Source organism: Bacteroides faecichinchillae JCM 17102 (assembly GCF_000614145.1).
Taxonomy (GTDB): domain Bacteria; phylum Bacteroidota; class Bacteroidia; order Bacteroidales; family Bacteroidaceae; genus Bacteroides; species Bacteroides faecichinchillae.
This window is the reverse complement of the sequence record NZ_BAKK01000017.1, coordinates 1-21,157: the sequence shown is the minus strand read 5'-3', so window position 1 is coordinate 21,157 and position 21,157 is coordinate 1. Positions and strand designations below refer to the sequence as shown.

The window sequence follows — 21,157 nt, the reverse complement described above, 5'->3', positions numbered from 1 at the left end:
TTTTAAGTAGAATTACTAAGATCAATTCTTTAATGTAACGGCTAAATCAATCGCTTTTTTCAAAGCTCCTAGTTTATTGTTCACTTCTTGTAACTCATATTCTTCCTGGCTACGTGCTACTATACCTCCTCCGGCTTGAAACCACAATTCGTTGTTACGACTGACAAAGGTACGTATAGTGATAGCTTGATTTAACTCTCCGTTCAATCCGATGAATCCGATACAGCCTCCGTAAGCACCACGATTATGCGGTTCTATTTCGCTGATCAGTTGCATGGCACGAACTTTGGGAGCACCGCTTAAAGTCCCTGCCGGGAAAGTGTCGATAAAAGTTTTTATTTTATCCGCTCCTTCATTCAATACTCCGGAAACACGACTAACTAAATGGATGACATGACTGTAATATTGGGGTTCTTTATAGAATAGCACTCGTACGTCATAACAATTTCGTGAAAGATCATTTCTTGCCAGATCTACCAACATGACATGTTCTGCATTTTCCTTGGGATCGGCTAACAATGCTTCTGTTAATTCACGGTCTTTGACTGTATCTCCTGTACGACGTGTTGTTCCGGCAATCGGATCAATATAGGCGTGTCCATTTTCTATTTTACAATGTGTTTCAGGTGAAGAACCAAATATGCGATATCCTCCGAAATCAAAGTAGAAAAGATAGGGAGAAGGATTTATACTACGTAAGGCGCGATAAACTTTGAAATCATCTCCGGAATACGGCTGTATAAATCTGCGGGAAAGGACGATTTGGAATACATCTCCACGCATACAGTGAGCAATTCCTTTTCGCACGTTGGCTTTGTGTTGTTCGTCGGTAATGGGACTGGTAACAGGGCCTGTAACTGCAAAATTGTATGAAGCATAATTACGGTTTTCAATAGCTGCCTCTAGTTCAGCCAAGCCGCTTTTTTCGCCTTCGGAAAGCATCTCTACTAATGTCAATTCATTTTTGAAATGATTGAAGACAATTATATATTTATATAATATGTATAGTAGATCCGGTGCGTCATTTTGTTCATCATGGCTTTCTTTTACAGGAATCTTTTCGAAATATTTTACCGCATTAAAAGTAGTGTATCCATAGAGTCCACATACATTTTTGTTTTCTCCGCTGACATGAAACTGATTAATAAAACGATTCATGGCTTTTTCTACAGTGAAAGTTTTACCTAATGGCTCTTCTGTTTGGGACTGATCCGGATAAGTAGTAGTTACGATACTACTATTTATTCCGATAGTTGCCAATGGGCAAAGCGCGATGAATGACAACGAATTTTCTCCGGCATGATAGTCGGAACTTTCCATTAATGCGGATTGTGGATACATATCGCGTACTTTCAGATAGATACTGACAGGAGTATGCATATCTCCAAGTACCTGTTTACTATGAGTGGTGTAATTAAATGTTTTCATCTTTGTTAATTTTGAATGGTCGATCATTTTTTATTAATCGTTAAACGCTAAATACGTTTCAACATCTTTATCTCCACGTCCTGACACCGTAAGTACGACTATGTCATTAGTTTTAAACTTCATCTTTTTCAAAGCACCAAGTGCATGTGCCGATTCTAATGCAGGAATAATACCTTCAAGTTTGGTTAGTTCATAGGCCGCTTCTATCGCTTCATCATCATTTATAGCCAATACAGTAGCACGCTTTTGTGCTGCAAGATTGGCGTGGATAGGTCCGATACCGGGATAATCAAGCCCAGCAGAGATAGAATAAGGTTCTTCAATTTGTCCGTCTTCGTCTTGGATAACGTAAGTTCGTGCTCCATGGATGATTCCCATTTTACCTAACTGGATGGTTGCGGCAGTCATTCCTGTTTCTATTCCTTTCCCACCGGCTTCTGCAAGAACGATATTGATTCGTTCGTCATTGATAAAATGATAAATAGTTCCGGCAGCATTACTGCCTCCTCCTACACAGGCGATCAGATAATCAGGATGGTCACGTCCCTCTTTCTCCAAAAGTTGTTTTTTGATCTCTTTACTAATAACAGATTGCAAACGTGCTACCATGTCGGGATAGGGGTGTGGCCCTACGGTGGAACCGATAATATAATAAGTATCCGAAGGATGACAGCACCAGTCGCGGATTGCTTCATTTGTTGCGTCCTTCAAGGTCATGTTACCGGAAGTGACGGGGATTACTGTTGCACCTAACATTTTCATTTTTTCTACATTGATATGTTGGCGCTCAACATCTGTTTTGCCCATATATACAATGCATTCCATATTCATCAGTGCACATACGGTAGCTGTTGCTACTCCATGTTGTCCGGCACCCGTTTCAGCAATAATTCTTTTTTTACCCATGCGACGTGCTAATAGGATTTGTCCAATAGTATTATTGATCTTATGGGCGCCCGTATGATTTAAATCTTCTCGTTTGAGATACAATTTGCAACCATACTTCTCGGAAAGTCGTCGTGCCAGATAGAGAGGTGAAGGACGTCTACGTAGTCACGTAATAATTGGTCGAACTCTTTTTTAAATTCTTCACTTTCGAGTACTTCAAGATACGTATTCTTCAATTCCTCTACACATTTGTGGAGTATTTCCGGTACATATGCACCACCGAACTCTCCGTAATAACCATCCTGATCAACTAAAAAACTTTTCATGATTCTTATTTTTATTTTGTTAAAACTCTAACTAGATTTGAAATTTGAGTATACGAAAAGAGCCCTGTCGCAAGTTGCGACAGGGCTCTTTCAAATATCTTATATCTTTAATGAAGTATATACATACGAGCACTGCTCCCTTACGACTGTCGGAGTTGTAACGGGCGCCACCACCAATATGTATTTACTAACATTGTTCTCATATCTTTTTTCTTTAATTCGCAGCAAATATAGACATTTTGTTTTAAACAACAAACTTTTGATGACTTTTTTTCTTCCTGCTTTTGATTTTTTCTAAAATAGAACAATTCTCTTTCTTATCTGTTCTAATAAATATTGAATATTAAAACAGAAACAAATTATGAAACAGAGAAAGATTTTAGTAGCATTGCCGTAGCTATTTTTATTATACTTTTACTTTATTGGTTGCTTGTTGCAGAGGACATGAATGCATGGTTATCAGCTATGGTTCTTTAATATATGCTATTGGAGCATATGCAACCTATTTGAGCGAAAACTTTGAAAAAAGTTAATTACTCGAAATCCTTTTAATAAAAATGTGAGAGTCTGAAGTTGAGAAGATGTTTTATGACTAGTTTAAACCTCTGTGATTACTGGAATTTTGAACCAGAAACAGGAACCTTCTCCTTCTTTTGATTCTACTCCAATACCTCCTCTCGTGTGTTCGGCGTTTACGTTGATAAAAATTATACACAAAATTTTAGGAATGCAGTTCAGTTATTAATATCCACAGGGTAGCTTTCTGTTAGATAACTTTTCCTTCAAGTAAAAAAGAACTATTGTTTTATTGTATTCGATCTGTTAAAACTGTACTTTTATAGCGGAATTGTTAATATAATAATGACCTATGAAAACGATACGAATATTCATTGCATCTTCGGAAGAATTATATGACGATAGGAATGTTATTAGCCTTTTCATTGAGCAACTAAATGAAATCTATGAATCTAAAGGGCTACAATTCAAAGTGGTCAGATGGGAAAATCTGAATCCGGCCTATAAAGGTTTGAGGAAGCAAAGCGAATATAATGATAAAGTGCGCAACAGTCAGTTATTTATAGCACTATTTTATCATAAAGTCGGAATGTTTACATTGGAAGAGATATCGGTAGCTCAGGAATCATTGAAAGAAACAGGATCTCCTGCTATTTGTTTTTACATAAAATCTTTGCGGGTTGGAGAAAAGGAAAAAGAGGAGATGAGGTTATTGAAAGATCGGATCCTAAATGAAATGAAGCATTTTATTGAAAAACCATATTCACATCCAGATTCGTTAAAACTAAATATTGTATTGCAATTACAACGTTTAGAAAATGGAAATGTTATTCAAGCCAAAGCCGAAGAAGATAAAATAATGGTAGATAACATTTGTATTGGCAGTTTAAATAACATATCCTTTGCTAACAGAAATAAGGTGTTCAGGCAGATAAGTGACGCCATAGAATATTTGCAGAATGAATTGATAATGTTGAGAAATGATGAAAAAGATTTAGAAGAAGATGTTCAAAATTTGAAAAGTTGTGGCATCCAAACAGAAAAATTGCAGAGGAAACAACATCGGTTAGATGAAGTGCGAAAGAGAATTTCCGATCTTATGTTGAGATTAAAAAAGCAGAAATATGAGCTTAACATGCAAAGTAAGTCTTTATTGAATACGGCAATACAGATTAATCAATTTTCCATTGATAATCAGAGCCAAAGACTAAGAACTGCAATTGATTTGTTTGAAAAAGGAGAGACTGAGGCTGCAGATGCACTTCTTGATTTTGATGAAATAGCTGATGAAGCTCATAAACATATTTCAGATATTCATCTAGGAGCCAAATTAATGGAAGAATCTATTAATGCTTTAAAAGTAAATATTTATCAGTTGTTGCTTAAAGCTAAAAAATTTGAGAAATAACAGACATTCTTATGGTCAGACCGAACAGATTGATACAATATATAGACAAGTGGTTAAATTGATATCCGAAGTACCTGATGAGAACTTCCGGGCTATGACTATCTATGAAATTGCTCGATCTTACCAATCATGGGAATACAATGCTGAAGCTATTAAATATTATGTCAAAGCGTTGGAATGCTATCAGAAAATAGTTTTATCTCTGGAGGGTGAGGAAAAGCTAGTTGAGACTCAAATAATGATTGCTACTATTAAAAATAATTGGGCATATCTTCTGAAATGTACAAATCGGAATAGTTCTCGCGTAGAAGATTTATATAAAGATTCTTTGGGGATCTATGCGATGTTGTCTGAAAAGTTTGATGAAATCTATAGATTAGATTTGGCACAAGTACTTAATAATCTGGCTGGTTATTATCAGCAAGAACATCGAATAGCAGATGCAAGGCTGACTTGGAAGGAAGCTTTGGAGATGTATGAAAATGTTTCTCATAAATTGAATAAACGAGATTGGTTAACGATTGCTTCAATTAAAAATAATCTGGCTGGGATATATGCGCATACGCATAATCGGAAGAAAGAAGGGGAAATGTTATACAATAGTTCTTTGGATATTTATACATCTTTATTGGATAAGTCTAATGGAGATTCTTTTTATCTTCAGGAAGTGGCTAAAATAAAAAATAACCTGGCGACTCTTTATGTTGAAATGAAACGATATGCTGAGGCGGAAATTTTGTACAGTGATGCATTGGGATTGTACAATAAGATGAAGGAACAGGAACAAATCTTTAATGAAACTCATATTGCTTGGACTCAATGTAATATGGGGTATTTATATAAAAAAGAGAAAAGATATGATGAAGCTGCTTGTCTTTATGAGAAGGCGATAGATATTTATAATAGTTATGTATGCTGGGACGAAGCTACTTATTTACCGCAATTGGCTTGGGCAAAGGCTTGTTATGGAGGTTTATATTATTATACTCATAAAGATAAAGAAAAATACGAAGCTCTTTATCAAGAGGCTTTGACTATTTACCAGAAAATATCTGTTGAAAACAATTATATTTATTTACCGGATATAGCTTCTATTCAGAATAATTTGGCAATCCTATATAAACGTAATAATGACTTACTGCATGCGTATGAACTGTATTCCAGGGCATTGGAGAATTATCGTTTGTTGGATGAAAAGAATCCTGGGGTGTTTACAAGGGCAATGGAAGTGATACGGAGTAATATGAGTGCTTTAAACTAAGTATAGAAATAACTTTTTGATATCTTTTACCTATTGGTAGTCATCTATAATCTTTATTAAAGACGGTATGCAAATGCTTATGTGTAGTTTTATTGTTTAAAAACCTAGATATGATAGCTTATGAAAAAGAATTATTTATTTCTCAATTACTATAGAGGGATTGTGTTATTGTTATTTCTACCTTTGTTGTTAGGCGATATCAATAATGTTTGGGCTATCTCTAATTCATATTTGAAAAATGAGAGGCAAGGGATGGACAATACTATTGGGAAAGATAGTCTGGGAGCTTATTATACCGGTGTTTATCCTAATTTGTTTAAAGAGTATTTGGGAATTTCCCAGCAACAAACAGATGAAAAAATAGAGCAAATATGGGAGCATTTCTTTGTAAAGGATGCAACGAAGGTTTATTTTGAAAGTGATGACAATACAGCTTACATTTACGATACAGGTAATCGGGATGTAAGGACAGAGGGAATGTCCTATGGTATGATGATTTGTGTACAGTTGGATAAGAGAGTGGAATTTGATAAGTTATGGAGATGGGCTAAGAAGAATATGTTGTATACATCGGGTAAGTGGGCCGGATATTTTGCATGGCAATGTGATATAGATGGTCGGAAGATAGGAAGGGAGCCTAGTTGTGCTCCGGATGGTGAGGTCTATTTTATAACCTCTCTGTTTTTTGCTTCTCATCGATGGGAGATGAAGGTAGTAGTAATTATGGTCGTGAAGCACAGGAAATATTGAAGAATATTATGTCAAAAGATGGGACAAATGGTGTTTTTAATATGTTCAACCCGGATTCCAAATTAATAACCTTTGTTCCTTCAGGAGATATGTGGAAAATTACGGACCCTTCCTATAATCTGCCGGCATTCTTTGAACTTTGGGCTGCTTGGACGGATACAAATAAAGATTTTTGGCAACAAACTCCGGATGCGGCTCGCTGTTTATTGGCTAGAGCTTCACATCAAAAGACAGGATTATTTCCTGATTATTCTACTTTTGAAGGGAAACCTTATCAACCGGAGTGGAAAAAAGACTATGATGCAAGACGTTATCAGTTTGATGCAATAAGGTGTGCGATGAACGTCGGTATGGATTACTATTGGTTTGGGAAAGATGCTGAAAAACAAACGATTATGATGACACGTTTACTGAAATTCTTCAAATATGATAATTTCTTGCATGGACAGTTTAACTGGGATGGAAGTCGTGTAAGTGGTAATTATTCGGAAGGTATGGCAGGGGCAAATGCTGTTGGAGCTTTTGCTCTTAAAGATGATAATTTGAAACGTGAATATCTTCAACATCTTTGGGATGTAGCGATTCCTACCGGCACTTATCGTTATTATAATGGTATGGTATATATGCTTTCCATGTTACATGTAACCGGAAATTTTAGAATTTTCAAACCCTAATTCACAGGAATTCCATACAATTGAATGAACTTAAAATATATTTATTTTGTTTTAATTAAGGTGGAAAAGAATTGTTTTTATTCACTCAAATAAACTTTTATCTAATCAAAATAAAACATTCATTTTATTTTTGCTTATGCTGGTAACCATTATTATTCTAGTTCTTTCAGCTGTTTTCTTTGTAAACGGTAAGATACGTTCTGACCTTGTCGCACTCTGTGCATTGGTTGCATTACTTGTATTTCAGATATTAACGCCGGATGAGGCTTTGTCTGGATTTTCCAATTCAGTGGTCATCATGATGATTGGACTCTTTGTAGTAGGAGGAGCCATTTTTCAGACAGGATTAGCTAAGATGATGAGTTCACGAATTCTTAAACTTGCCGGAACTAGTGAGATACGTTTATTTTTGTTGGTCATGTTGGTAACTTCTGCTATTGGTGCTTTTGTTAGTAATACGGGGACAGTGGCGTTAATGCTTCCTATTGTAGTTAGTTTGGCAGTGAGTGCCGGTATGAACCAAAGTCGTTTACTGATGCCTTTAGCCTTTGCCAGTAGTATGGGAGGTATGATGACATTGATTGGTACTCCGCCTAACCTTGTTATTCAGAATACATTGACTTCTGCAGGAATGGAGCCACTTTCGTTTTTCTCTTTTTTTCCGGTAGGACTTGTCTGCGTAGCGGTAGGAACGTTGGTTTTGATGCCGCTTAGTAAATGGTTCCTGTCCAAGAAAGGACAAAAAGAAGGTAATGCGCTTACAGGTAAATCGTTAAAACAATTAGTCAAAGAGTATGGATTGTCCAGTAATCTTTTTCGTTTACAGGTCATCGAAGATTCCCGGCTGTTGGGAAAAACGATCATTGAACTAGATATTCGTCGTAAATATGGACTAAATATTTTGGAGGTTCGTCGAGGAGATGTCTCACAACATCGCTTTCTGAAAACGATTACACAGAAGTTAGCCGCCCCTGATACTATATTACAGGCAGAAGATATTCTGTATGTAACAGGAGATATTGAGAAGGTGCAGCTGTTTGCCGAAGATTATTTGTTGGGGATGTTGGATGGACATGCAACAGAGGAAACGCTACAAAAGAATAAATCGTTAGAGTTCTACGATATAGGTATTGCTGAAATTGTGGTGATGCCTGCTTCCGGTTTGATAAATCAAACAATTAAAGATGCCGGGTTTCGTGATAAATTTAATGTAAATGTATTAGGAATTCGTCGTAAAACAGAGTACATTTTGCAGGATTTGGGCAGTGAACGGATTCATAGTGGAGATGTATTGTTAGTCCAAGGAACTTGGAGTAATATTGCCCGTCTTGGCAAAGAGGATGCTGATTGGGTAGTGTTGGGGCAGCCTTTAGCGGAAGCGGCTAAAGTGACTTTGGATTATAAGGCACCTGTTGCAGCAGCTATTATGATATTGATGGTAGTGATGATGGTTTTCGATTTTATTCCTATTGCTCCGGTTACAGCTGTTATGATTGCTGGAATACTAATGGTGCTTACTGGTTGTTTTCGTAATGTTGAAGCTGCTTATAAAACGATAAATTGGGAAAGTATTGTGTTGATTGCTGCCATGTTACCTATGTCTTTAGCATTAGAAAAGACGGGTGCTTCAGAGTATATATCCAACACATTGGTTAGTGGTTTAGGTGCATATGGACCTGTGGCATTAATGGCAGGTATCTATTTCACAACATCTTTGATGACAATGTTTATTAGCAATACAGCAACGGCTGTATTATTAGCTCCTATTGCTTTGCATAGTGCTATACAGATAGGGGTTAGTCCTGTTCCTTTCTTATTTGCCGTGACAGTAGGAGCAAGTATGTGTTTTGCTTCACCATTTTCCACACCGCCCAATGCACTGGTAATGCCTGCCGGGCAATATACCTTTATGGATTATGTAAAAGTAGGATTACCATTACAGATTATTATGGGAATTGTGATGATTTTTGTTCTACCTCTGTTTTTCCCTTTCTAGTTAAGGAAGATAGAAGGAAGATATACCTTTAATTTATTCAAGTCTACAAAGGAGACTATTTAGGTCTGTAATGAGAGTATATAAAAGAGTTGTGTTTGATGACTAATATATGAATCGTGAATATTAAAAGGACACGAATTCTTTTTTATTAATATCATTTATCCATAAAAGTCGCTGATACACTAACTTGTCTGTTAGAGATTTTTCTTCTATTACACAACAATAATGCATATTATTCAATAAACTTGTGCATAACTTACAAAAAGTCCGTATAGTTTGATTGATTTCTCCTTAATGTTTGATAAAAACAATAGGAAGATTGAATGGAAAGATACGGATGAAGTCACCAAAGGGAACGGATAATGTCACCCAAAAATACGGATGGTATAAGCAAACTGTCTTTATAATCTCATCATACAAAATATATGTCTGTAATTTATACTTTATAACCTTTTAATTTTCTATTTTACTCTTTTAAATGAACGAATTGCAAAAGATAAAGTGGAGTAAAATAGATGTGGAAAGTATCAATCAGATATGAAAATTGTAAATGAACTGTCTTTAATGAAGGCAATAAATAAAAGTATGAGAATTATGATTCTACTTGATGTCTCTGTATGCGCAGAAAATTGTTCGCACTTGAATAAGCGCCGAAAGAAGCCATTCCTGACACTGTATAAAATACAAAATGTCAAAAGTAGCTTTTTGTCAAAATCAAAATCCGATTATATTTTATTCTTGGTATATAAACTGTCAATGATTCCATCGGACAATCCAATAGTCGGTACTGTAATTCCTGTAGCATTTACTAAATTTGCAATTTCAAGAAATATTCCGGCAGCAGGTACAATAACATCTGCACGATCCGGTTTTAATTTGAATTGTCTGATACGCTCTTCGGGTGAGAGAGTTTTCAGTGCTTCATAGGTATCACGTAGTGATTTGATAGGTAGAAATGAGACCTTTTTATCTTTTTTATCCGCTATACGGAAAAGCTTATTGATATTACCTCCAGAACCGATAATATTGATAGGCGTATATTCCCGGACAAGTTCTGCGAGATCATTCAGTAATGCTTTCTTTTCTTCTTTTTTTACCATTCCACTAAGTATACGTACTGTGCCGATATTGTAAGACCGTGAACTTTTTAATTCACCATTGCTGATGAGATTCATTTCCGTACTACCACCTCCTACGTCTACATACAAATAATTCTGTCCAGAAATAAACAATTGTTCAATATGGTTATTATATACGATGTGTGCTTCTTCCTGACCGTCGATAATCTCAACGCGGATATTGGTCTTTTTAGCAATGCGTTGTGTAATTTCTTTGCCGTTGCTGGCATCACGCATGGCAGATGTGGCACAAGCACGGTAATCGGCTACATCATATATTTTCATCAATTGCTTATAAGCCTTCATCAAACGGATTAATTTTTTTGCCTTTTCTTCTGAAATGACTCCCATTGTAAAAGCATCCTCACCTAGTCTCAAAGGAATACGGATGAACTGTACTTTACTCATTAATTCCGCAGAGTTCTCTTCATTTACACATTTCACTAACAATCGTACAGCGTTGGAGCCTATGTCAATAGCTGCATAATTAACCTTCTTCATTCTGTATTCTTTTTATATTCTTTATAAAGCTCTTCCTGAGAACGGAAAAGAGATATCTTTGTTTCATCAACTTGTTTTTCCGAAAGAGTAGGGTAGATATCTTTCCAGGGTAGATTCTCTCCACTGCCATCTACGATATGTCCTTTCACAGTATCTTGCAAATCATAATAAATAATTTGTTTCAAATCTGCTTGTATTTCTTTATTGTAAACAGGTACAAGTACTTCAATACGGTTATCCAAATTACGTGGCATCCAGTCCGCAGAACCGATGTAATACTTCTCTTCTCCGCCGTTGGAGAAAATAAAGATACGCGAATGCTCCAAATAACGATCGATAATTCCATTGATATGTATATTTTCACTAACGCCCGGAATACCTGTTACTAAAGAACAGTTGCCTCGTACTAGCAGATCAATTTGAATACCGGCAGTTGAAGCCTCATAAAGTTTTTCTATTAGCGTGCGATCGGTTATATGATTTACCTTAGCCAGTATATAGGCATCTTTACCCTGCTTTTTATTTTTGATTTCTTTGTTGATAAGAGCTATTACTCGTTTCCGCATATCATTCGGAGAAACCAGTAACTCACGAAATTTTACTGGAGTATAAGGCTTCTCAATAAAATTGAATACCTCATTCACCTCTTTTACGATTTGCCGATGAGCTGTCATAATTGTGTAATCTGTATACATACGTGCATTTCCTTCATGGAAATTGCCTGTACTTATACAAGCTATATCTCCATGACGAGATGCAATGTGAACGAGTTTCGAGTGTATTTTTAAACCTTCCACACCAAAAATGACATGAATGCCTGCATCTTGCATTCTCTTGCTCCAATAGATATTGGAAGCTTCATCAAAACGAGCTAATAATTCGATAACTACTGTTACCTTTTTTCCATTCTTTGCAGCACAAATCAGTGCTTTTACCACTTTCGAATCTTTAGCCAGGCGGTAAAGTGCTATTTTGATACTTTTTACTTCCTTACTGATAGCTGCTTCACGAAGTATCCGTATAAAAGAGTCGAATGAATGGAACGGATAATGTAACGAACGATCTTTATGTCGGATTAGTGTTAATAAACTTTCAGCGCCATTCAACTCCGGTTTGAAGATTGGAGGCCAGACCGGATATTTTAAATTTTTACGATTACAGTCCGGGAATTTCATCAGGTCTTTGAAATTATGATAACGACCACCTGCTACACGAGTATCATTTTTGTCTATATTTAGACGTGTAATCAGTTTTTTTAGCAGATCTTTGGGCATCTGTTGATCATAAACAAAACGTATTGGTTCTCCTTTTTTTCTACTTTTCACTCCTTTTGAAATCTTTTGAAGTACTCCTGTACGGAGATCACTATCTATTTCCATCTCAGCATCTTTGGTGAATTTAAAGGTATAGGCTTCATAATCCGTATATTTCATACCGACAAATATCAAAGGCAAACAATAGCGAATGACATCATCCAGAAACATGAGGTAGGTTTTGCCATCTACATCCGGGAGTTGAATGAAGCGTCCGAAATCGCCAGTTGGAAGCTCAATTACTGCATAGTCTTTTTCCCTTATTTTTCCTTCCGTATCTTTTCTGATGAGACGGGTTGCCAGATAGATATTTTCGTCATTTTGATCGTCTAAAGGACGGCTATTATTTAGTAAAACCGGATTTGTAGAACCATTTAGTTTGCTACGATAAAAGGAAGTGATAAATTCTTGTTGTTTCGGAGTCATCTCTGTTTCTTTGATGACAAAAATGTTTTCCTGCTTCAGTTCCTCCATAATTTTGGCAAACGTTTCCTCAAACTGTTGATAGTATCGATTATGTAGTTTTCCAATCTGTTTTAGAGTTTGTGAAGCTATTTCCTGTTCTTTTCGGATGTTTTTGTCGTCATATTCGATAATACGATTTAAAGTTGCTACACGTACACGAAAAAACTCATCCAAATTGTTCGAATAAATACCAAGGAAAGTCAGACGTTCCAATAAAGGGACTTCCGGGTTGGCAGCTTCGAGTAAGATGCGTTGATTGAAATACATCCAGCTGATGTCACGTTCCACATAAGGAAGTTTTTGTTTCTCGTCGTTTGATTTCATAAAGAAAGACCTTTATTATTATTTTTGCAAAAGTATCGGATGCAGATGTTATCGATATAACATTTTTAATACGAACTTATTACAATCTGAGTTTGTTATTTTTATATATGGATAGAAACACTTATATTCGCAAAAGTATTGAAATAGACTTCGTTAAAAAATATAGAATATATGAAAACAATGAATTTTTCTCTTATTCGCATACTATTTGCACTAGTAATAGGTTTGGTATTGGTAATTTGGCCTGATGCGGCTGCCAATTATATTGTTATTACAGTAGGAATCGCTTTTTTACTTCCAGGTGTGATTAGTCTTATTAGCTACTTCGGACGGAAAAAGCCAGCGGATGGAATGTCTTTGCGTTTCCCGATTGAAGGGGTAGGCAGTTTGTTATTTGGTATTTGGCTGATCGTGATGCCTGATTTTTTTGCTGATGTATTGATGTTTTTGTTGGGTTTCATTCTGGTGATGGGTGGAGTTCAACAGATCGCTTCTTTATCAATGGCGCGACGTTGGATGCCGGTTCCGGGAGCTATTATCTGGTGCCTTCGCTGATTCTTATTGCAGGAATTGTTGCTTTATTCAATCCGACTGGGGCACGTAATACTGCATTTATTATTATCGGAATCACTAGCTTGGTATACTCAGTTTCAGAATTGATAAATTGGTTTAAGTTTGTACGTCGTCGTCCTATAAATCCGGTTTCACATTCGGATGACGATATTGAAGATGCCAAAATAATAGAGTGAGTATAATGAGTATAAAAAGAAGAGGACTACTTCACAGTACTCCTCCCCACAAACTTAAAACAACCAACAAAAGAAATAGATAATTTCAATCTGAATGAGGCTATATCCAAAGTGATATAACCTCATTTCTTTTTTATCTGATAAATAACAGTTCTCTATATTTCGGAAGCGTCCACATCTGGTTATCCACGATAAGTTCGAGCTTGTCGATGTGATAACGGATTTCTTCCAGTGCCGGGACAATCGTGTCATGATAAGCAATTGCTTTCTCACGTTCACTCTCAATCTTGTTTGCTACCTTGCGGGCCTCGATCATCGCATCCACGTGCTCTTTGATGAATGCTGTACGGTCTGCAATCTCTTCGATCAGTTCCAGATTTTTGGAGGAAAGTTTGGCAGCTTTTTCAGCCGGGAATAGAGACTGCATCTTATATACGTTATTAATTAAGTCGGTCTGATATTGAGTAGCGACCGGTATAATATGATTCATAGCCAAGTCTCCTAAAACACGTGCTTCGATTTGAATTTTTTTGGTGTACATTTCCCATTTCACCTCGTTACGTGCCTCCAGTTCTTTCTTTGTCATAACTCCGGTAGCTTCGAACATTGCAATGCTTTCCGGTTTCAGATAATTATCGAAGATAACGGGAACACTGGTTTCGCAATCCAACTCACGACGGACTGCTTCCTCTTTCCATTCCTCACTGTAACCGTTACCGTCAAAATGAATAGGTTTACATTCTTTGATATAACCGCGGATAATTTCCAGAATGGCGGAGATTTTCGGTTCTCCTTTTTCTATCAGAGCATCCACATCTTTTTTGAACTTATTCAGTTGGTCGGCAACTGCTGTGTTCAAAGCTATCATAGCAGAAGCACAGTTTGCTTCGGAACCTACGGCACGAAATTCGAACCGATTCCCGGTGAAGGCGAAAGGAGAAGTACGGTTACGATCAGTGTTATCAATTAACAGTTCGGGGATTTGCGGAATATCCAGCTTCATACCCTGTTTACCGCTAAGGTTGATCAGATCGTCTTTGGTACTGTTTTCAATGTGCTCTAATACTTGGGACAACTGCTTGCCAAGGAAAGAAGAGATGATTGCAGGAGGTGCTTCGTTAGCTCCCAGGCGGTGAGCATTCGTAGCGCTGGAAATAGAAGCCTTCAATAATCCGTTGTGGTGATAAACTGCCATTAAAGTATTCACTACGAATGTAACAAAACGCAGGTTGTCTTCAGGAGTTTTGCCCGGTCCCATTAATAAGATACCTGTATCGGTACCTAGCGACCAGTTGTTGTGTTTACCGGAACCATTGACACCTTTAAACGGTTTTTCGTGCAGTAGTACACGAAAACCGTGGCGACGGCTTACTTTCCGCATTAATGACATGATAAGCAAGTTGTGATCATTTGCTAAGTTGCATTCTTCAAAGATAGGTGCCAATTCGAATTGGTTTGGAGCAACCTCGTTATGACGGGTTTTCACCGGGATACCTAGTTTCAAAGCCTCAATTTCCAGATCCTTCATAAAAGCAGCTACCCGGGTTGGAATAGCACCGAAATAATGGTCTTCCAATTGTTGATTCTTTGCGCTATCGTGTCCCATAAGAGTGCGTCCCGTCATCAATAGATCCGGGCGGGCTGCATAGAGTCCTTCGTCTACAAGAAAATATTCTTGTTCCCAACCTAGATAAGCAACCACTTTCTTTACTTCCGGATTAAAATAATGACAAACGGAAGTTGCTGCTTTATCTACGGCACGAAGTGCTTTCAATAATGGAGCCTTATAGTCAAGTGCCTCACCGGTATATGCGATAAATACAGTTGGGATGCAAAGAGTATCATCAACAATAAATGCAGGTGATGAAGGATCCCATGCACTGTAGCCGCGAGCTTCGAATGTGTTACGAATACCACCATTGGGGAAAGAAGAAGCATCCGGTTCCTGCTGTACTAACAGTTTGCCTGTAAACTCTTCCATCATACCACCTTTCCCGTCGTGTTCAACAAAAGCATCATGCTTTTCTGCTGTACCTTCGGTCAGTGGTGCAAACCAATGTGTATAATGGGTAGCACCCATCTCAATAGCCCATTTCTTCATACCGGCAGCTACTTCGTCAGCAATACTGCGGTCGAGTGGGGCACCGTTGTCAATTGCGTCAATCAGTGTGTTGTATACCTTGCTGGGCAGGTATTTAAACATCTTTTCTTTGTTGAAGACATACTTGCCGAAATATTCCGAAGGACGTTCGACAGGCGTTGCTACTTCCACTGCTTTCTTTTTGAAGGCCGTTTCTACTACTCTGAATCTTAGTTTTGACATAATTACCTAATTAATTTGTTGTTTAATATATTAGAGTCTATAATCACTTTCTTTTTAAACTTCCGGGTAGGCGGTCAAACCTGCCTGGAATGATATTTGTTTCGTTGTACAAAATCTGCTTTATAAGCAATAAACAGTTTATTTTAGTTATAAGCAGACTCTCCATGCTCATAAATGTCAAGCCCTTCCTCTTCCACACGTGCCGGAACGCGAAGTCCATGAATTTTATCAAGTGCTTTGAATATGATGAATCCCATACTTGCTGCCCATGCTCCGACAACCAAAGCACCGAATATCTGTGCCCCCAAGAAAACGAAACCGTGTCCGTAGAATACTCCTTCACTGACGGAGAAGAGCCCCGTCAGGATTGTTCCGAGGCATCCACATACTCCATGTACAGATGAGGCACCTACAGGATCATCTACTTTCAGAATGCGGTCAATAAATTCGACAGAGAAGATCATTATCACGCCACAGATTGCACCGATGATAACTGCCCCTGCTGCGGAAACTGCATCACATCCTGCAGTGATACCTACCAAACCTGCTAAAATACCGTTCAACGTTAAAGAGAGTGAGGGTTTGCTGTATTTTATCCAGCTAACTAGCAGAGCGAAGAAGCCACCGGCACAAGCTGCGAGGTTAGTAGTCAGAAATACGTGTGAGATAGCTTCCTGATCGGCTGTCGTAGCAGCAGCCAGTTGTGAACCGGGATTAAACCCGAACCATCCGAACCATAGAATGAATACTCCGAGGGCAGCAATGGTCAAATTGTGTCCGGGTAATGCTTTTGACTTACCGTCTTTTCCATATTTACCGATACGAGGCCCAAGAATGGCGGCTCCTACTAATGAAATCCAACCTCCGACAGAGTGGACAATGGTGGAACCCGCGAAATCATGAAAGGTAGTTCCGAAAAGATCCATCATGAAAGATCCTTCTTCACCGTTCATCAGCCAACCTCCTCCCCATGTCCAGTGACCTGAAACCGGATAAACTAATACACTGATAAAAATGGTGTAGACTAAATACATAGAAAACTTTGTACGTTCTGCCATTGCTCCTGATACAATGGTAGCAGCAGTTGCACAAAATACAGTTTGGAATATCAGGAAACCTTCTCTAGGTAATTCGGAATCTAAAAAGGAAAGATTGAAGAAGTGAGGCATTCCAACGAATCCGCCTACTCCAAACATTAGTCCAAATCCGATAAACCAATACAAAAGGGAACCGAACATAAAGTCTACAAAGTTTTTCATTAAAATGTTAGCGGTGTTTTTTGTACGGGTGAATCCCGCTTCCACAAGAGCGAATCCCGGTTGCATGAAAAATACCAGCATTGCGGCTAACAACATCCATACAGTATTCAGTCCTGTTGCTAATTCTGTGATATTATCGGTTGCTGCTTCTATAACAGGGGAGGCTACTATAGTCTCTGTAACCGTTTCTATTACTTTTGTACTTGTGGAGGAGGCGCTACTGTCTTGTGCGAAAGTTTCTGTTGTGAGGTTCAGTGCAAAAAGCATAGTACTGACTATACACAGCTTTATAAAGCTGCGTTTTTTATATGTATCCATTATGTAATATCTTTAGATTTGTAATATCTATTTATTGTAATCAGAGGTACTCCGAAACTTATTGTTTATCTTGAAATTAACGTTCCTGTTCGGCATTATAAAGAGCGATATCACCTCTTTCTGCAGTCCGGATACGAATGGCATCTTCTATGGGGATAACGAAGATACGTCCGTCACCAATTTCTCCGGTTTGTGCAGCCTTGATGATCGCCTGTACGGCCTTTTCTACATTCTTATCACGTACTACAATAGAAATCAAAATACGTTCGATGCTACTGGTATCATACACTACGCCGCGGTAGATACGTCCTTGCCTCGCTTTTCCAATACCTCTCACATCATAGTATGAGAACCATTCGATATCCGCTTTAAGAAGAGCTTCTTTCACGTCTTCAAATTTTGTTTTGCGGATAATTGCTTCAATCTTTTTCATACACCTTACTTGTTAGTGTGACTTATTCTTTTTTTACTCTCTTAAAAACTTAGCCCGAATGTGAAGTAAGCTCCTCGGTACGGGGATTTACTGTTACTTTGGCAAAGGCAGGAAGGGTGAACGAGCTAGTTACCTTGATATCTTTTGTAGCACTGAGGCTGACATCGGAAACACAGAATCCACTGGTGTAACCGTTATAGAAAGTCGTTTCCCAAGGTATCATACCTAAATCCACATTCCATTCAAGTCCTCCGAAAGTTAATGGGACACTGACTGCCAGATAGGAAGAATATGCTCTTTTCCCATTTTTTTTGATACCATCATTTCCTGCAAAATTGGTATACCAATTTACAACCAGAGGACCGAAATCATAGCCAATCTGTGCTTCGAATACATGTGCTGTAGAATAAGTTCCGTAATGAAAATATTCCTCGGAGGTAGGCATTCCTGTCTTAAAGTTGTCACCTTTATTAAACCAATAGTCGGTTACTGAGAAACTAAAACCTCCGGTCGAATATCCAAGAGTTAAATCCAGTTCTTTTGTATCGGATGACTCAATACCGACCGATCCCCAAGCTCCTAGTGAGAAACCTTTGTAGCTAACTGCTAAAGAAGGTTGTATGCTAACGTCTCCTAAATGCTGACCACGCCAGATATAACCACTAACCAAATCCGCTCCTACGAAAGCCTCCAGTTTGTCTTGTGCCATCATTCCGGATGACGGGACAAGAGTTGCAAGTATAGCCAATGCTATCACTTTCAATTTTTTGTTCATCGTCGTTTTCATTGTCTTTTTACCTTTAATAGTTTAAAAAATGTGGATGTACGGTCCATGTGTTATATAGTAGCGCGCAAAATACTATTTAAAGCCAGTTCTTGATTCTTCTCATTGCTTCTATGCAATCATTACGTTCCCCAAATGCTGTTAAGCGAATGTAGCCTTCTCCACTAGGACCGAACCCTACACCGGGAGTGCCGACTACATTGGCTTCATACAACATTTGTTCGAAGAATCGCCAAGAAGAAATTCCGTTGGGTGTTTTTAGCCATAAGTAAGGAGCGTTTACTCCTCCATACACTTTCAAACCTGTTGCTTCCAGTCCTTCTTTCATGATTTTAGCATTAGTCATGTAGTAATGTATGGTTTCTTTCACTTGTTCTTTCCCTTCTATACTGTAGACTGCTTCCGCAGCACGCTGGGTGATATAAGAAGTTCCGTTGAATTTTGTACATTGGCGTCGATTCCATAATCTGTTGAGTGGAATACGGTTACCTTCTAAAGTCGCTGCAGTCAGTTCTTTGGGTACAACTGTATATCCGCAACGTACTCCCGTAAAACCAGCAGTTTTTGAGAAACTGCGGAACTCAATGGCACATTTCCTAGCTCCTTTGATTTCATAAATAGAATGGGGGACATCTGCATCTTGAATATAAGCTTCATAAGCAGCGTCAAATAAAATCAGCGTATCGTTTGCCAAAGCATAATCCACCCATTTCTTTAACTCTGGTTTGGTTAATGTAGTCCCGGTCGGATTATTCGGATAACAGAGATAAATGATGTCTATCCTTTTATCTGGGATTTCCGGAATAAAATTGTTTTCGCTCGTACAAGGCATATATGTAACATTACTCCATTTGCCTGTCTTTTCTTCCAATATTCCGGCACGTCCACACATCACGTTACTATCAATGTATACCGGATAAATAGGATCTGTTACTCCCACGCTGTTGTCATGCCGAAGAATATCACCAATATTGCCGGTATCGCTTTTCGCCCCGTCATTAATGAATATTTCTGATGTTGAGAAATGGATACCTCGTGAGGTGAAATCATTTTTTATAATTGCTTCAATTAGGAACTCATAACCCTGCTCAGGACCATATCCGCGAAAGGTATCTTTATTAGCCAGCTCATCAACTGCTTTGTGCATGGCTTCAATACAAGCTTTTGGAAGCGGTTGGGTAACATCACCGATACCTAAGCGGATGATGTCCTGTTTGGGGTGCGTTATCCTGAATGTATTAACTTTTTTGGCTATATCCGAAAATAAATAACTTCCGGGTAGTTTTAAAAAATGTTCGTTTACTAGTGCCATATTGTTATTGTTTTAAGTTTCTTCAATTTATTGTTGTTATGCCTTCAATATCAATTCTCTATTTCTCCATCGAAAACCTTGGTGGCAGGTCCGGTCATTAATATATGTCCCGAAGCTTGTTCCCATTCGATAGTGACGGTTCCCCCGTCCATTATGATATCACATTTTCTTCCGGTTAGCCCGTTCTCAAAAGCTGCTACTGCTGTGGCGCAAGCACCGGTTCCGCAAGCTTGGGTAATGCCTGATCCTCTTTCCCACACTCTCATCCGGATTTTATCTTTGTCGATAATTTGTGCAAACTCTACATTAGTCCTGTCCGGAAAAAGAGGATAGCGCTCTAATTCGGGCCCTGTTTCCGATAGATTAATTGAAGTAATATCTTCTACAAATGTTACCAAATGAGGATTTCCCATTGATATCCGGGTGGATTGCAGAGGATATTTTCCTTCTAACCGGATTCTTTCTATCTCTAGCGGAGTGCCCATATCTACAGTAACTGATGTTACTTTACTGTTTTCGATATTTAGTTTCAGAACTTTAATGCCAGCCAGCGTTTCAAGAGTGATCTCAGTCTGATGGGTAAGACCATATTCATATACATATTTGCCTACACAACGACTTCCATTACCACACATCATCGCTTCAGAACCGTCTGCATTGAATATGCGCATACTGAAATCAGCTATTTCTGAAGTTCCAATCAATATAAGTCCGTCACTGCCGATTCCCGTATGATATTTACTCCATTCAATTGCTTTCCTTTCGGGAGCTACTATCGGATACTTAGTAACATCTACATATATATAATCATTACCAGCTCCATGCATCTTAGTAAACTTTATTTTGTTTATCATTTCGCTTTTTAATAGCTTGTTGTTCTTTCTTTTTTGTTTTATTTTAATGCAAAGATATGACTTTTTGATTTATCTTTTTATTAAAATCATGTCTAATATCTATTAGTTTTTATCTAACTTTCATTTGGTATAAATATGGATATGAATAGTATTAAAT

Annotated in this window: 13 protein-coding genes and 3 pseudogenes; 6 read left to right on the top strand and 10 right to left on the bottom strand. The window is 37.9% G+C overall.

From position 1 onward, the window contains the following. Positions 1–21 precede the first annotated feature (21 nt). Positions 22–1,428, bottom strand: a complete 1,407-nt coding sequence (locus JCM17102_RS10415) for an anthranilate synthase component I family protein (RefSeq protein WP_025075064.1) — start codon at positions 1,426–1,428, stop codon at positions 22–24. 33 nt (positions 1,429–1,461) lie between these two features. Beyond that, positions 1,462–2,642: pseudogene (gene trpB / locus JCM17102_RS27130) on the bottom strand (tryptophan synthase subunit beta). Positions 2,643–3,510: 868 nt separating this feature from the next. Between trpB and JCM17102_RS10400 the strand changes: the two are divergent. From JCM17102_RS10400 to JCM17102_RS10385, 5 genes are all read left to right on the top strand, one after another. Beyond that, the gene (locus JCM17102_RS10400; RefSeq protein WP_025075063.1) at positions 3,511–4,566 is read left to right on the top strand and encodes a hypothetical protein; all 1,056 of its coding nucleotides are present in this window, start codon (positions 3,511–3,513) and stop codon (positions 4,564–4,566) included. Then, the gene (locus JCM17102_RS10395) at positions 4,556–5,827 is read left to right on the top strand and encodes a tetratricopeptide repeat protein (protein ID WP_025075062.1); all 1,272 of its coding nucleotides are present in this window, start codon (positions 4,556–4,558) and stop codon (positions 5,825–5,827) included. The genes JCM17102_RS10400 and JCM17102_RS10395 overlap by 11 nt, the downstream gene beginning before the upstream one ends. Before the next feature lie 120 nt (positions 5,828–5,947). Continuing rightward, the gene (locus tag JCM17102_RS31550) at positions 5,948–6,577 is read left to right on the top strand and encodes a glycosyl hydrolase family 8 (protein ID WP_275564368.1); all 630 of its coding nucleotides are present in this window, start codon (positions 5,948–5,950) and stop codon (positions 6,575–6,577) included. Then, on the top strand, positions 6,526–7,251 hold the full coding sequence (locus JCM17102_RS31545) for a glycosyl hydrolase family 8 (RefSeq protein ID WP_275564367.1): 726 nt from the start codon (positions 6,526–6,528) through the stop codon (positions 7,249–7,251). The genes JCM17102_RS31550 and JCM17102_RS31545 overlap by 52 nt, the downstream gene beginning before the upstream one ends. Before the next feature lie 136 nt (positions 7,252–7,387). Next, positions 7,388–9,247, top strand: a complete 1,860-nt coding sequence (locus JCM17102_RS10385; protein WP_025075061.1) for an SLC13 family permease — start codon at positions 7,388–7,390, stop codon at positions 9,245–9,247. A gap of 725 nt (positions 9,248–9,972) precedes the next feature. Here JCM17102_RS10385 and JCM17102_RS23220 read toward each other — a convergent pair. Further along, the gene (locus tag JCM17102_RS23220) at positions 9,973–10,866 is read right to left on the bottom strand and encodes a Ppx/GppA phosphatase family protein (protein ID WP_033886735.1); all 894 of its coding nucleotides are present in this window, start codon (positions 10,864–10,866) and stop codon (positions 9,973–9,975) included. Further along, positions 10,863–12,968, bottom strand: a complete 2,106-nt coding sequence (locus tag JCM17102_RS10375; protein WP_025075060.1) for an RNA degradosome polyphosphate kinase — start codon at positions 12,966–12,968, stop codon at positions 10,863–10,865. Before JCM17102_RS10375 ends, JCM17102_RS23220 begins: the two co-directional genes overlap by 4 nt. A gap of 171 nt (positions 12,969–13,139) precedes the next feature. Between JCM17102_RS10375 and JCM17102_RS27120 the strand changes: the two are divergent. Then, positions 13,140–13,717: pseudogene (locus tag JCM17102_RS27120) on the top strand (HdeD family acid-resistance protein). Between the two features lie 133 nt (positions 13,718–13,850). Here the strand turns inward: JCM17102_RS27120 and JCM17102_RS10365 are convergent. The 6 genes and pseudogenes from JCM17102_RS10365 to dapF form a co-directional block, all read right to left on the bottom strand. Further along, the gene (locus JCM17102_RS10365; RefSeq protein ID WP_025075059.1) at positions 13,851–16,040 is read right to left on the bottom strand and encodes a glutamine synthetase III family protein; all 2,190 of its coding nucleotides are present in this window, start codon (positions 16,038–16,040) and stop codon (positions 13,851–13,853) included. A gap of 143 nt (positions 16,041–16,183) precedes the next feature. Continuing rightward, the gene (locus tag JCM17102_RS10360; RefSeq protein ID WP_025075058.1) at positions 16,184–17,617 is read right to left on the bottom strand and encodes an ammonium transporter; all 1,434 of its coding nucleotides are present in this window, start codon (positions 17,615–17,617) and stop codon (positions 16,184–16,186) included. A 76-nt stretch (positions 17,618–17,693) separates the two neighbouring features. Continuing rightward, positions 17,694–18,050: a P-II family nitrogen regulator gene (locus tag JCM17102_RS10355; protein WP_025075057.1), complete on the bottom strand. Its 357-nt coding sequence runs from the start codon at positions 18,048–18,050 to the stop codon at positions 17,694–17,696. A 41-nt stretch (positions 18,051–18,091) separates the two neighbouring features. After that, positions 18,092–18,837: pseudogene (locus JCM17102_RS27115) on the bottom strand (hypothetical protein). 76 nt (positions 18,838–18,913) lie between these two features. Beyond that, on the bottom strand, positions 18,914–20,146 hold the full coding sequence (locus JCM17102_RS10345; RefSeq protein WP_025075056.1) for an LL-diaminopimelate aminotransferase: 1,233 nt from the start codon (positions 20,144–20,146) through the stop codon (positions 18,914–18,916). A 50-nt stretch (positions 20,147–20,196) separates the two neighbouring features. After that, on the bottom strand, positions 20,197–21,000 hold the full coding sequence (gene dapF, locus JCM17102_RS23205) for a diaminopimelate epimerase (protein WP_033886734.1): 804 nt from the start codon (positions 20,998–21,000) through the stop codon (positions 20,197–20,199). Between the last annotated feature and the right edge of the window lie 157 nt (positions 21,001–21,157).